The sequence below is a fragment of the Streptomyces sp. NPDC002176 genome (genome assembly GCF_044903645.1).
Taxonomy (GTDB): Bacteria; Actinomycetota; Actinomycetes; order Streptomycetales; family Streptomycetaceae; genus Streptomyces.
In genome coordinates, this window is sequence record NZ_JBJDQW010000004.1 from 374,414 (window position 1) to 387,752 (window position 13,339).

10 protein-coding genes and 1 pseudogene are annotated in these 13,339 nt (G+C 74.1%); 7 read left to right on the forward strand and 4 right to left on the reverse strand.

Features of this window, described 5'->3' with window-relative positions; genetic code table 11:
• The first annotated feature begins 93 nt into the window (after positions 1–93).
• The 4 genes from ACI2LY_RS20840 (at position 94) to ACI2LY_RS20855 (ending at position 4,928) form a co-directional block, all read left to right on the forward strand.
• Positions 94–567, forward strand: a complete 474-nt coding sequence (locus ACI2LY_RS20840; protein ID WP_393593118.1) for a DUF6643 family protein — start codon at positions 94–96, stop codon at positions 565–567.
• Positions 568–611: 44 nt separating this feature from the next.
• Positions 612–1,436: an MOSC domain-containing protein gene (locus ACI2LY_RS20845; RefSeq protein ID WP_404708448.1), complete on the forward strand. Its 825-nt coding sequence runs from the start codon at positions 612–614 to the stop codon at positions 1,434–1,436.
• 204 nt (positions 1,437–1,640) lie between these two features.
• On the forward strand, positions 1,641–2,246 hold the full coding sequence (locus ACI2LY_RS20850; RefSeq protein WP_404708449.1) for a hypothetical protein: 606 nt from the start codon (positions 1,641–1,643) through the stop codon (positions 2,244–2,246).
• Positions 2,247–2,480: 234 nt separating this feature from the next.
• Entirely contained in the window at positions 2,481–4,928 is a 2,448-nt protein-coding gene (locus tag ACI2LY_RS20855; RefSeq protein ID WP_404708450.1) for a right-handed parallel beta-helix repeat-containing protein, read from the forward strand.
• Between the two features lie 3 nt (positions 4,929–4,931).
• Here ACI2LY_RS20855 and ACI2LY_RS20860 read toward each other — a convergent pair whose 3' ends face one another.
• A complete protein-coding gene (locus ACI2LY_RS20860; protein WP_404708451.1) occupies positions 4,932–7,289 on the reverse strand; it encodes a hypothetical protein in 2,358 nt (785 codons plus the stop codon).
• Between the two features lie 315 nt (positions 7,290–7,604).
• Between ACI2LY_RS20860 and ACI2LY_RS20865 the strand changes: the two genes are divergently transcribed.
• On the forward strand, positions 7,605–8,453 hold the full coding sequence (locus ACI2LY_RS20865) for a DeoR/GlpR family DNA-binding transcription regulator (RefSeq protein WP_404708452.1): 849 nt from the start codon (positions 7,605–7,607) through the stop codon (positions 8,451–8,453).
• A gap of 59 nt (positions 8,454–8,512) precedes the next feature.
• Here the strand turns inward: ACI2LY_RS20865 and ACI2LY_RS20870 are convergent, their stop codons facing one another.
• The gene (locus ACI2LY_RS20870; RefSeq protein ID WP_404708453.1) at positions 8,513–9,637 is read right to left on the reverse strand and encodes a PLP-dependent cysteine synthase family protein; all 1,125 of its coding nucleotides are present in this window, start codon (positions 9,635–9,637) and stop codon (positions 8,513–8,515) included.
• A gap of 293 nt (positions 9,638–9,930) precedes the next feature.
• On the opposite strand from ACI2LY_RS20870, the gene ACI2LY_RS20875 reads away from it, so the two are divergent.
• Both ACI2LY_RS20875 and ACI2LY_RS20880 read left to right on the forward strand, forming a co-directional pair.
• Complete coding sequence (locus ACI2LY_RS20875; protein ID WP_404708454.1) at positions 9,931–10,254, forward strand: hypothetical protein; 324 nt, start codon at positions 9,931–9,933, stop codon at positions 10,252–10,254.
• A 207-nt stretch (positions 10,255–10,461) separates the two neighbouring features.
• Positions 10,462–10,989, forward strand: a pseudogene (locus tag ACI2LY_RS20880) (ATP-binding protein); the annotation flags it as partial.
• Between the two features lie 341 nt (positions 10,990–11,330).
• Here ACI2LY_RS20880 and ACI2LY_RS20885 read toward each other — a convergent pair.
• Both ACI2LY_RS20885 and ACI2LY_RS20890 read right to left on the reverse strand, forming a co-directional pair.
• Entirely contained in the window at positions 11,331–12,047 is a 717-nt protein-coding gene (locus ACI2LY_RS20885; RefSeq protein ID WP_404708455.1) for an NUDIX domain-containing protein, read from the reverse strand.
• Positions 12,044–13,282, reverse strand: a complete 1,239-nt coding sequence (locus ACI2LY_RS20890) for an ROK family protein (protein ID WP_404708456.1) — start codon at positions 13,280–13,282, stop codon at positions 12,044–12,046. Before ACI2LY_RS20890 ends, ACI2LY_RS20885 begins: the two co-directional genes overlap by 4 nt.
• Positions 13,283–13,339: the final 57 nt, after the last annotated feature.

A 13,339-nucleotide genomic window follows, 5' to 3' on the forward strand; every position in this document is an offset into this window, starting at 1 on the left:
CTCGGATTAGCGATCCCAGATCGCCGTCGACACGGAAAACAACCCTCTTATCGGTCTCCCCAACCAGCACATCGTGGGCTTAACTTATGTGCCATGACCTCCCCCCGCTCCACCTATGGCGGCGGCTACTACTCCGCCTCCTTCCCGGACACCCCGATCTACGACTCCCTCGTGGCCGAGCGGGGCACCCCGCAGATCGCCCCGATCAGGGTCCCGGCCGCGTACGACACCGGTCTCGGCATGCCGTCCTCCCCCGGTATGCCCGCACCCGGCAGCAACCTCCCCGCGCTGCCCTCCGCTCTCCCCGCCCTTCCCGCGGCCCCCTCGCCGCAGCCCCCCGCGTACGGCTACCCGCAGGCGGCGCAGGCCGCCCCGATGCAGCCGACGCCCACCGCGTACATCCCGCAGCAGGCCGGCGCCCCGCGCGGCTACCCCGGCGCGCAGCCCCAGCAGCCGCGCCCGGCGGCACCCTCGGGGTACGAGGCGATGCGCCCGGCCGCGCCCCGGCCGCCGCAGCAGCCGTACCAGGAGCAGCCGTACAACAACCAGCAGTACCGCGGATACTGATCCCGCTCCGCGCTCCGTGAGGCACCTTCTGGCAAGGTGGCCGCATGGGGAACGCGGTACTGCGATCGATCCACATCCACCCGGTCAAGGCGTTCCGGCGCCTGACGCTCCCGGAGGCCGAGGTGGAGCCCTGGGGGCTGGCCGGTGACCGGCGATGGGCGCTGATCGACGACGGGGGGAAGGTCGTCACCCAGCGCGAGCAGCCCCTTCTCGCGTGCGCCGTCGCCGAGCTGTCGCCCGGCGGCGGCATCCGTCTGTCGGCCTCCGGTCATCCGCCGCTGGCGGTCCCCGTACCCCGTCCCGGCGGGACCATGCCGATCGATCTGTTCGGCCGCAAGGTGGAGGCCGTCCTCGCCTCCGACGCCGCCCACCGCTGGTGCTCCGCGTACCTGGGGAAGCCCGTCCGCCTGATCCATCTCGACGATCCGGCCACCCGCCGTCCGGTGGACCCCGACTACGCCCTGCCCGGCGAGACGGTGAGCCTCGCCGACGGCTACCCCCTGCTGGTCACCACGCTCGCCTCGCTCGACGCCCTCAACTCGGCGCTGGCCGAGGGCCGTCACGCGGACGAGGGGCCCCTGCCGATGAACCGCTTCCGGCCCAACGTGGTCGTCGCGGGCACCGAGGCGTGGGACGAGGACCACTGGACCCGGATCTCCATCGGCGCCGTCGACTTCCGGGTCGCCCGGCCCAGTGGGCGCTGCGTCGTCACCACCGTCGACCAGGGGACCGGCGTACGCGGCCGCGAGCCCCTGCGCACCCTGGCGCGGCTCCGCAGACGCGACGGGCGGCTGCTCTTCGGCCAGAACCTGGTACCCCTCACGACCGGCACGATCCGGGTCGGCGACCCCGTGCGCGTCCACACCTGACGCCCTCTCACCTCCGGTCGGCTGTTCGGGCGCGCGGAGCGGGAACTCAGGGCCCGCCCGCGTCGTTGGAAGGAAGATGAGAAATCCGTGAGAGAAACCTCGTCGACGTGATGTCCCTCTCCCGTGCCCTCTTCACCGGGCCGGGGGATGAGCGGGGCCGACACGGGGCAGGACGGGGGCGTCGGAGCGAAGGGGGGTGGGGTCGTGCGCACCATCAGCGGTCTGTGGCGCTGGCGCGGCAATCCGCTGCGCCGCCCGACCGATGTCGCGGAGGCGTGGGTGTGCCTCCTGGCACTGCTGCTGACCGTCGTGGCGATGCCCGTCGTCGGTACGGTGACCGGGTCCGCCGCGCAGGACTCGCTGCGCAGGTCGGTGCGCGAGCAGCGGCACACCCGCCATCTCGTCACCGCCACCGTGCTGCGCCCCCTCGCCCAGGCTCCCCCGGAGTCCGATCCCGACACCGGCGCGGCCCGCACCTCGCGCAGCCGGGTCCTGGCCGGGTGGACCGCACCGGACGGCACCCGTCGGCAGGGCGCGGTGCTGGCGGAGGTGAAGTCCCCCCGCACGGGTGAGCACTTCAGGCTCTGGACCGACCCGAGCGGGCGAATAACGACCCGGCCCCTGGACTCCGCCACCGCGCGGGCGCACGCGGCGCTGGCCGGTTTCGGCGCCGCCGTGGTGGCGGCCGGACTCATCGAGACCGTGCGGCGCCTCGCCGTCTGGCGCATGGTCCGCCGCCGGTACGCGAGTTGGGACCGGGCGTGGGACCGCGCGGGCCCGGACTGGGGCAAGGCCGGTACGGGCAGCTAAGGCCGGGGTTCCGGCTCTGGTCGGTCCGCCACCCGCGCGCACGCTACGGTGGACCGGCCGACTCGCTTTCGGCATCGACCCGCGCGCGAGCGAGCCGAAGGCCGCGCCGGAGTCCGGAACACGCGCGTACGCGAACGCCCTGACGGCGCCTCGCGGTCGCCGTCCCGGCACCCGGCTGCGGAGCCCCTGAGGCGGACGAGCACAAGTACCACGAGGTGGGGGCACGGCAACGCCATGGCACAGGGCACGGTCCAGGTGACGCACACCGGCACATCGCGGTGGCGGCGCCGCACGGGTGAGTACGCGTCGCTCGCGGCCGCCCTGGAGGCCGCCTCCGACGGCGACGTCCTCACCATCGCCCCCGGCACCTACCGGGAGAACCTCGTCGTACGGCGGGAGGTGACACTGCGCGGCCCCGACAACGCGCCGGGCTCGGTGCGGATCGCGCCCGTGGACGGCGTACCGCTGACCGTGCGAGCCTCCGCCATCGTGCAGGGCCTGCACGTGGAGGGCCAGGACGGCGCCGCCCCGGCGCTGCTGGTCGAGGAGGGCACGCCGGAGCTGCTGGACGTGCGGATCGTGACCCGGTCCGCCTCCGGCATCGAGGTGCGCGGCGGGGCCCGGCCGACCGTGCGCCGCTGCACGGTGGACAACCCGGCGGGCATCGGCGTCCTCGTCCTGGACGGCGGCGCGGGGGTGTTCGAGGAGTGCGAGGTCGTCTCGGCCGGGCAGGCGGGCGTGGCCGTGCGCGGCGGCGGGCATCCGCGGCTGGACCGCTGCCGGGTGCACCACGCGTCCGGCACCGGGTTGAGCGCGACCGGGGAGAACTCCGCGCTGGAGGCGTTCGGTTGCGAGGTGTACGAGGTGCGCGGGGCCGGGGTGCAGATCACCCAGCGGGCCACCGCCCAGCTCACCGACTGCGAGGTGCACCGCACGTCGGCGGACGGCGTCACCCTCGACACGGACGCGGTGCTGACGCTGGCCGACTGCCGTATCCACGACATCCCGGAGAACGCGGTCGACCTGCGCTCCCGTTCGGTGCTGACGCTGACCCGGACCACGGTGCGCCAGTTCGGGCGCAACGGCCTGTCGGTGTGGGACCCGGGCACCCGCGTGGACGCCAACCAGTGCGAGATCTTCGACAGCACCGGCGACTATCCGGCGGTGTGGGTGAGCGACGGTGCGACGGCGGTGCTGGACTCCTGCCGGGTGCACGACGTGCCGGACGCGCTGTTCGTGCTGGACCGGGGCTCCCGCGCGGACGTGGTGGACAGCGATCTCTCCCAGGTGCGCAACACGGCGGTCTCGGTGAGCGACGGGGCGACCGCGCAGCTCGACGACTGCCGTATCCGGGACGCGGCCACCGGCGCCTGGTTCCGGGACCACGGCAGCGGCGGCACGCTCAGCAACTGCACGGTGGACGGCACCCAGACCGGGGTGATCGTCACCAAGGGCGCCGACCCGACGATCGAGCGCTGCACGGTGCAGGACCCGGCCGAAGCGGGGTTCTACGTCTCCGCGGGCGGCCGGGGCAGCTTCGTCGGCTGCCAGGTCACCGGCAGCGGCGGCTACGGCTTCCATGTCCTCGACGGCTGCCGTACGACGCTGCGCAAGTGCCGTACGGAGCGGTGCGCGCGCGGCGGTTACGAGTTCGCCGAGGGCGGCCCGGACGCGGGCTCGGGCGCGGGGCCGGTGGTGGAGGAGTGCAGCAGCGACGAGAGCGGCGGGCTGCCGCGGTCCCCGGCGTCGTCGCCGGACACGGCGGTGCAGACGGTACCGGCGTCCACGGGCGGGCTGCTCGGCGCGATCCCGGGACAGCGTGCCGTCGGCCCGGAGCCGTCCGCCGCGCCGCCGGGGTCGGAGCGGGAGACCCGTACGTCGAAGGCGGTGATGGGTGAACTCGACGCGCTGGTGGGCCTGGAGAGCGTCAAGCGCGAGGTGCGAGCGCTGACCGACATGATCGAGGTGGGCAGGCGCCGCCAGAAAGCGGGTCTCAAGGCGGCCTCGGTGAAGCGGCATCTGGTCTTCACCGGCTCCCCCGGCACCGGCAAGACGACGGTGGCCCGGCTGTACGGCGAGATCCTGGCCTCGCTCGGCGTGCTGGAGATAGGGCATCTGGTGGAGGTGTCGCGGGTCGACCTGGTGGGCGAGCACATCGGTTCCACCGCGATCCGCACTCAGGAGGCGTTCGAACGGGCGCGAGGCGGTGTGCTGTTCATCGACGAGGCGTACGCGCTGTCGCCGGAGGACGCCGGGCGTGACTTCGGCAAGGAGGCCATCGACACGCTGGTGAAGCTGATGGAGGACCACCGGGACGCGGTGGTGGTGATCGTGGCGGGCTACACGGCGGAGATGGAGCGTTTCCTGTCGGTCAACCCCGGTGTGGCGTCCCGTTTCTCGCGGACGATCACCTTCGGTGACTACGGCCCCGAGGAGCTGCTGCGGATCGTGGAGCAGCAGTCCGACGAGCACGAGTACCGGCTGGCACCGGCCACCGGGGAGGCGCTGCTGAAGTACTTCACGGCGCTGCCGAAGGGCCCGGCGTTCGGCAACGGCCGTACCGCGCGGCAGACGTTCGAGGCGATGGTGGAGCGGCACGCGAGCCGGGTCGCGCAGTTCGCCGACCCGAGCACCGACGACCTGACCCTGCTGTACCCGGAGGATCTGCCGGAGCTGCCCTGAGGTTCATCCCTGGCCGGGTTCCGGGCGGGGCGCGGGGAGGTCGGGGTGCGGGTCGGCCAGCAGGCGGTCGCGTTCGCGGGTGAAGACCGGGTCCTCCTGGTAGTCGGAGTGGCCGAGGATCGGTGCGGGCAGCGGGTGTTCGGGGGTGCGGCCGTAGGCCCGCGGGTCCGGCAGCGGCTCGTGGTCGACCTCGGGTCCGTGCCCGGCGGTCAGCCGGACGGGGCCGCCGATGGGGTCGGTGCGGCGGTGGAGGTTGCGCCAGCCGCGGACGTCCCGGTGCAGGGCGGCGAGGGCGGCCGGGCCGAAGTGGGCGGGGAACCAGCGGCCGTAGAGCCGCTCCAGCGGTGAGCCGTAGGTGAGCAGGGCGACGCGTTCGCGGACGGCGGGCGTCAGCTGCCAGGCCGCGGCGGCGACCAGGACGCTGCCCTGGGAGTGGCCGGAGAGGACGAGACGGCCGCCGGTGCGCTCGGTCCAGGTCGCGGTGCGCCAGGTCAGGTCGGGTACGGCGCGCTCGGCGTAGCAGGGGGGCGCGAAGGGGTGGGCGGCGCGCGGCCAGAAGGTGCCGACGTCCCACAGGATTCCTATGGTCCGCCTGGCGGAGGCGTCCTTGTAGGCGCGGCGTCCCCAGGCGACGAAGAGCAGGAAGCCGACGCCGATCAGCCAGGAGCCGAGCATCTGGCAGACCCCGGCGGTGATCCGGACGGTGTCGCCCGCGTTCCGGGCTGCGTGGGCGGGGGCGAGCCCGGTGGCGAGGGCGCCGGTGAGGGCCCCCGCACCGGCGATCAGGGTGGCGACGGAGCCCACGGCGAGGATCAGCGGCGCGCGGTCGGTGAGGGTGGCCATGGCGCGGACGTGGGCGATGCGCTTGGTGCGGTGGGGGTCCTCGGGCTCGCCGGGGTGCTCGGCGCGCACCCGTCGGCGTTCGGCGCGGGCGAGGCGGGCGGTTTGCCGGGCCAGGACGGCGATGAGGACGAGGAGCACGGCGAGCACGGGCGGGATCGCGGACGCCTGCCAGGTGAGGGTGACGGGCGGCCCGGTGAGCGAGGCGCGGGTGCCGTCCAGCCAGTCGGCGACGCGCTGGGCGACCCCGCCGGAGGCGACTCCGCCGAGCGCGCAGGCGAGCAGGGCGACGGCCGGTCCGCCGAGGCCGCGCATCGCGGCGCGCGGGTCGGGCAGGCGTCGGTGCAGCCGACGGGCGACGACCGCGAGGGCGACGACGAGGATGCCCTGAGCGAGCATGATCGCGCCGAACGCCGGGTCGCCGGGCAGCCGTCCGGCGGACCGCCAGTCCGGCCGGGACCAGCCCGCGTAGGTGACGGCGAGCAGCAGCAGACCGAGGGCGCCGAGCGGGAGGGCGCGCAGCAGGTGGCGGTCGAGCGCCTGGTCGAGTCGGCGTTCGCTACGGCCCCGGCGGCACACGACCGCGACGACCGCGCAGGCCCAGGCGAGGATTCCGGTGCCGAGCAGGACGCCGAGGAGGTGGAGGGGCGCGGGTCCGGCGGGGCGGTGGTCGAAGCGTGCGGTGGGCAGCGTGACGGCGGCGGCGACGGTGAGCAGACCGGCCGCGGTGTGCGCGGCGCGGAGCCGGGCGCCGAGGCGGCGGCCGTACCAGAAGCCGGGGCGGGCCAGCGCGCTCTCGTCGGGCCCCGGTTCGGCGGTGGCGGTCAGCGGGCGGTGGGACTCGTAGGCGCTCCAGGTGCGGTGGGAGAGGTACCAGAGCAGCGCGGTGAGCAGGGTGGGGGCCAGGGCGGCGAGGGCGAGGCGGCGGCCGGGTTCGCTCCACCAGCCGCCGTCGGAGAGGGCGGGCGAGAGGAAGGCGAGCCAGGTGTGGCGTCCGGCGCAGGCGGGGGCACCGGCGCACTGCCAGGCCACCAGGTCCAGCGCGACCTCGCAGGCGGCCGCGACCAGCAGCACGGTCAGGGTGAGCGCGGCCAGCCGGACGAGGAGGCCGTAGAGGCGGACCGGGGGGCCGGGGCGCTCGGCCGTGGGGCGCATCCAGTGGGCGAGGTTGACCACCATGAAGGGCAGCAGCAACAGCCACAGGGCGCGGGTGCCGTTGCCCGAGGTGAGGTTGCACCAGACGTACGCCTCGCGCACCGGGCCGTCGCCGGGGCGTTCGTCCAGTGCGGGGCCCGCTCCCCCGGCGGGCTCCGGGACGTCCTCGGCGCGGCGGTAGATGGCGGCCGTGTCGTCGCCGGTGACGCGGATTGTGCGCGGGTCGCCGAGCATCTTCTCTGGTGTGGTGCCGCCGACGCCGTGCACCAGCAGTTCCAGGCCGCGTTCCGTCGGCGTGGCGGCCGGGGTCGGCAGGTCCGGAGGGCCCGGCCGGGGATCGGTGATGCGTTCCCGCGCGTGTTCCACTTGTCGTCCGCACTTCCGTTGTCACCTGAGGGGTCTCAAGTCCGTGCGGGCTTCAGGTTCTCCGTTTCGGGTGTGGCGTACACCTGGCGGATCGGCTTGTCACGGAATCCCCCCGATCCGAGTGACGACGGTCGCCATAGGGTCCGCACACATGTGCGCGCACCCTATGTGTGCGTGGTGACAGGCAGTGGCGCGCCCTATGGCGGCCCGTGACAAGATGAGAAGCCAGCGCATGGGGTGGACCTATCGAACGGGCAGGTCACCGCAGGTGTGTCAGGCGGCTCGGACAGGTGTGGCGAAAGGACCGGAGCGTACGTGAGCGAGAATCAGAACCTCCTCGCGGAGCAGCGGCGCGCCCTGATCGTGGACGAGGTCCGGCGCCGGGGCGGTGTCCGGGTCAATGAACTGACCCGTCAGCTGGGCGTGTCGGACATGACCGTGCGCCGGGATCTGGACGCGCTGGCCCGGCAGGGTGTGCTGGAGAAGGTGCACGGCGGTGCGGTGCCGGTGGTCGAGGCGAGCACGCACGAGCCGGGTTTCGAGGCCAAGTCGGGCCTGGAGCCGACCGCCAAGGAGGACATCGCGCGGGCGGCCGCACGCCTGGTGGCGCCGGGTTCGGCGATCGCGCTGTCCGGCGGTACGACCACCTACACGCTGGCCCGGCAGCTCCTCGATGTGCCCGATCTGACTGTGGTGACGAACTCGGTGCGGGTCGCGGACGTCTTCCACACCGCGCAGCGCACCTCGGGCCGCCGTCAGGGCGCGGCCACGGTGGTGCTGACCGGCGGGGTGCGTACGCCGTCCGACTCGCTGGTGGGTCCGGTCGCGGACCGGGCCATCGCCGCGCTCCACTTCGATCTGCTGTTCCTCGGGGTGCACGGGATATCGGCGGAGGCCGGGCTGTCCACGCCGAACCTCGCCGAGGCGGAGACCAACCGGCAGCTGGTGCGCTCGGCGCGCCGGGTCGTGGTGGTCGCCGACCACACCAAGTGGGGCACGGTGGGCCTCAGTTCGTTCGCCGCGCTGGACGAGGTGGACACGCTGGTCACGGACGCCGGGCTGCCCGCCGAGGCCCGTGCGGAGATCTCCGAGCGGCTGCGGCGCCTGGTGGTGGCGGGCGAGCCGGAGGACGACGAGGAGCTGGAGGCTCCCGAGGAGGACTGACGGCGCGCCCCTGGGAAGCCTCGGGCCTCTGCCCGGGAACGCCACCGTCCAGGACGTGCTCAGTCCGGCCACACACCCGTAGCGAGCAGCGAGTCGATCGCGGCCGTGTACGGCCCGATGTCGAGGTTCTGCTCCTCCAGCCAGCTGTCCGAGTAGTACTTGTCGAGATAGCGGTCGCCGGGGTCGCAGAGCAGGGTGACCACGCTGCCGGTACGGCCCTCGGCCACCATCTCGGAGACGATCTTCAGCGCGCTCCACAGGCCGGTGCCCGTCGAACCGCCCGCCTTGCGGCCGAGCGCCCGCTCCAGCGCGCGTACCGCGGCCACGCTGGCGGCGTCCGGAACCTTCATCATGCGGTCGATCGCGCCCGGCACGAAGCTGGGTTCCATGCGCGGCCGTCCGATCCCCTCGATCCGGGAGCCGCAGTCGCAGGTGACATCGGAGTCGCCGGTGGTCCAGCCCTCGAAGAAACAGGAGTTCTCGGGGTCCGCCACACAGACGCGGGTGTCGTGCTGGAGGTAGTGCACATAGCGGGCGAGGGTGGCCGAGGTCCCGCCGGTCCCGGCCGTGGCGACGATCCAGGCGGGCACCGGGAACCGCTCCAGCGCGAGCTGGCGGAAGATGGACTCGGCGATGTTGTTGTTGCCGCGCCAGTCGGTGGCGCGCTCGGCGTAGGTGAACTGGTCCATGAAGTGGCCGCCGGTCTCCGCCGCGAGCCGCGCGGACTCCGCGTACATGGTGCGCGGGTCGTCCACGAAGTGGCAGCTGCCGCCGTGGAACTCGATCAAGCGGCACTTCTCGGCGCTGGTGGTGCGCGGCATGACGGCGATGAACGGCACGCCGATCAGGGACGCGAAGTACGCCTCCGAGACGGCGGTCGAGCCGCTGGACGCCTCGATCACCGGGCGGTCGGGACGGACCCAGCCGTTGCACAGGCCGTAGAGGAAGAGGGAGCGGGCGAGGCGGTGCTTGAGGCTGCCGGTGGGGTGGGTCGACTCGTCCTTGAGATACAGGTCGATGCCCCACTCCTCGGGCAGCGGGAAGCGCAGCAGATGCGTGTCCGCCGAGCGGTTGGCGTCGGCCTGGACCTTGCGTACGGCCTCTTTCAGCCAGTCCCGGTACGCCGCGTCGCTGCGGTCGACATCGAGGGTGGCGCCGGTCCGGGCCGGTGGGGTGGGGTGCACGGCGGGGCTCCTTACGCTGGGCGCCGACCACGCCCAGCGCGGCCCGCAGCCCGATCATAGGCATCAGTCACACCGCTTCTCACCTGCATCAACGTATCTTTGAGCCACCCAAAGGCAGCCTGGGGCACACCCGAACGAGGGGCGCGGGGGCGCATTGGCGCGAGTACTCCAGCGCCACGCGCGCCCCGTCCGCGCGCACTGGTGCTCCCGCCCGCGCCGGGGCAGACTGCACCGCGTGGACCGGCCGCCGTACGGGGGCCGGTGGGCCGGGGCGCGCGAGGGGGCGGTGCGGGATGGCGGAGCCGGAGTTCACGGCGAGAGGCGTGCGCATCGGCAAGGGAATGCGCTCGCTCACGCGGGCGGGCCGTGTCCGGATCAGCGACGGCAGGCTGGAGCTGCTCACCAGCGAGGGCAGCGAGATCGACAGCGCGCCGGTGGGGACCGTACGGGCCTCCAAGCCGTGGTTCGCGCCGGACGATAGGGCGCGGGCCGATCTGAACGGCCACCGCTACCAACTGACGCTCACCGAACGTGACACCGCGCCGGACGAGCCGGGCCCGGCCGCCGCGCACAGGTTCATCGAGGCGGTGCGCCGCGCCGCCGGACGGGGTGGCTGACCTGCGGGCCACCATGGCGAGTTGCGGGAGGACGGGCACTGCGGCACGCTGATCTCACGTCACTCTGGGTTTACCGGAGGTAACGCTGCGGACCGGCCCGTCGGCCTCGACGGCAGGCGGCCACAGGGACGCCAGCAGCCTCCCGGATTTCCGTTGTTCTCCGTGTTCCTCCGGTTCGTCCGGACCTCACATCGGGGAGTCGCAGCCGTGATCAGTCACCCGAACAGGCACTGCACGGTGGAGCTCCAAGCCCTGCCGTCGCGGATCGGCCAGGTCCGCAGAATCGTATCTGCGCAACTGCGCTACTGGCATCTGGACCCGTTGATAGACCGGGCCACGCTCGGTGTGACCGAGCTGCTGAGCAACGTCCACCGACATGCCCGGCCCGACAAGTCGTGCACCGTAGAACTGGAGTTCCGGTCCGACCGGCTCACCGTCTCGGTCCGTGACCGCGATCCACGCCTTCCCGTGGTGGCCGACGCCGCCGAGGCTCCGGACGGCACCGCCGAGGAGCCGGACGCCGGACCGCTCGCCACCTGCGGGCGTGGCCTGGTGATGGTGGCCGCCGTCAGCGAGAGCTGGGGGTGCCGACCGGACGGCGAGGACGGCAAGGTGGTGTGGTTCGCGCTGTCCGCGACCGCCTCCCCCGCCCCGCGTCCACCGGCGCCGAAGCCGCCCCGCGCGACGGAACGGCGCCCCGCGCCCCCGCCGCTCACCGTCCAGCCGCCCGCCCGCGCGCCCGAGCCGGTGGTGGTCCGCGCGCCGCTGTCCGAGCCCGCCGTGGCGCACACCTCACCGGCGACCGCCGTGCCGGAGCCGGTCGTGGTGCGCGGTCCGGCCCGCACGCCCGAGCCCGCCGTGGCCCATGCCTCGGCCGGGGCACCGGCACCGGAACCCGCGCTGGCGCACACGGCGCCCGAGCCGGTCGTACCCGTCGCCCCCGAACCCGCCGTGGCGCACGCCCCGTCGGTGTCAGCCGTGGCGGCGGCGACTCCGGCGCCGTCGGCCATCCCCGGCTGACCGAGCGGCCCTGACGTACCCGGTACGGTTCCGTTGCCGCACCGGGTCACGTCGTACTACGCCCCGAGGAACCGCTCCGTCGCGAGTGGCAGATATGAGGCCAACGGCCCCGGCAGCGCCCGGAGTTCATCCAGCGAGCCGATCAGCTCCACCCGGTCGAACTCGGGCTCCGCCCCCGCCTCGGTCTCGGCGCGCGCCAACTCCTCGTATCGCTCGTACAGTTCGCGTGCGGGGCGTGGTGGGGCGGTGAACAGGAAGCCCAGGCTGCCCTGGGTGTCGCGGACGACGGGTCCCGGCAGGAGGGCGTCGGCGGGGGTGTCGGAGCCGGTCTCCTCCGCCAGTTCGCGGGCCGCGTGGCGCCGGAGTACGTCGAGGTCCAACGCGGCGCCGTCTTCGGGGGGTTCGAGCGTGCCGCCCGGTACCTGCCATCGGCCGGGGGCCGAGGTGGTGGGTGACATCCGGCCCACCAGCAGGCGCCCCTCGTCGCAGGGCTGGAGCACCGCGGCGAACAGCCCCGCCAGGGCAGGTGCGTCCGGGAGGCCGCGCAGGACCCGGAAGCGGTACGTGAGCGGCGCCCAGGACACCAACAGGCCGTCCGGACCGTCACGTTCGAGCCGGATGAGCGCCGCCACCGGGCCGTCGAACAGGGTCGGGTTGGCGCGTACGGCTTCCGCCCAGCGGCGGTCCCTCTCGGTGCGCAGGGAGACGGTGAGGGCGGGCGGGGCCGTCTCCTCGAAACGCAGGTGGGAGACGTCCCACAACTCCGCTGTCACCGCAGGGCCGCGAGGGGGTCGTCGAGGACCGGTTGCCAGGCGAGTTCGGCGGCGCCGACGAGGCTGTCGTGGTCCAGGGTGCACGGCAGGATGGGGACGCTGCCGCTCTGTCCCCACAGGCTCCGTTCGGCGACGACCGCGCGCAGCCGTTCGGGGTCGGCGTTGAGCAGCCCCCGGTGCAGTCCGCCCAGGATGATCCGGTCGGGGTTGAGGATGTTGACCAGCCCGGCCAGCCCCAGACCGAGCCGGTCGATCAGGGTCTCGGCGGCGGCGCGTACGGCGGGCTCGGCGTACCGGGTGCGCAGCAGGGCGTCGGCCTGGTCGAGGAGGGAGACCTCGGGGCCGGGTTCGAGACCGGCCTCCATGAGGAGGGCCAGCGGGTCGGCTTCGACGTCGAGACAGCCCCGGCTGCCGCAGTGGCAGACGCGGCCCTCGGGGTTGACGGTAAGGTGGCCGACCTCCAGGGCGAGACCCGAACTCCCGGTGTGCAGGCGGCCGTCGAGAACGAGGGCGCCGCCGACGCCCCGGTGGCCGGTGGCCACGCACAGCAGGTGCCGGGCGCCCCGGCCCGCGCCGTGCCGGTGTTCGGCGAGGGCGGCGAGGTTGACGTCGTTGCCCGCGAAGGCGGGGCCGGTGATGCCGGCGGCGCGCACGAGGTCGGCGAAGATCCGGCGGACCGGTTCCCCGGCGGGCCAGGCCAGGTGGAGGGGGTTGAGGGCGAGCCCGTCGGGTTCGGCGACGGCGGACGGGACGGCGAGTCCGGCGCCCACGCAGCGGCGGCCCGTGGCGCGCAGCAGTTCGGCGCCCGCCTCGATCACCGCGCCGAGCACCTTGGCCGGGTCGGCGTCGACGGTCTCGCAGCCGGGCGCGGTCGCCACGATCCGGCCGCCGAGGCCGACCAGTGCGGCCCGGAAGCCGTCCGTGTGGATCTGCGCGGCGAGCGCGACGGGGCCGTTCTCGGCGACCTCCAGGCGGTGCGAGGGGCGGCCCTGGGAACCGGCGGGGGCGCTGGGGCGGGCGTCGACCCGGATCAGGCCGAGCGCCTCCAGTTCGGCGGCGACGGCACCGGCGGTGGCGCGGGTGACGCCGAGTTCGGCGGTGAGCACGGCGCGGGTCGGGGCGCGTCCGGTGTGCACCAGCTCCAGCGCGGGGCCGAGGGCGCCGCGCCCCCGGTCCAGCCGCGCCCGTGAGATGGGTCCTGCCCCCGCCTTCCGGGGGTCCGCCGTGCCGCTCATGGGGGCGAGTCTCGCATGATCCGCCCCGGTCGTGGCCCGTCTCGTGACCGATTTGAC

Excerpts from the sequence above, each read along its gene's own strand:
- ACI2LY_RS20840 (WP_393593118.1), top strand. The coding sequence starts at position 94 with ATGACCTCCCCCCGCTCCACCTATGGCGGCGGCTACTACTCCGCCTCC.
- ACI2LY_RS20875 (WP_404708454.1), top strand. The coding sequence starts at position 9,931 with ATGGCGGAGCCGGAGTTCACGGCGAGAGGCGTGCGCATCGGCAAGGGA.
- ACI2LY_RS20845 (WP_404708448.1), top strand. The coding sequence starts at position 612 with ATGGGGAACGCGGTACTGCGATCGATCCACATCCACCCGGTCAAGGCG.
- ACI2LY_RS20890 (WP_404708456.1), bottom strand. The coding sequence starts at position 13,282 with ATGAGCGGCACGGCGGACCCCCGGAAGGCGGGGGCAGGACCCATCTCA.
- ACI2LY_RS20855 (WP_404708450.1), top strand. The coding sequence starts at position 2,481 with ATGGCACAGGGCACGGTCCAGGTGACGCACACCGGCACATCGCGGTGG.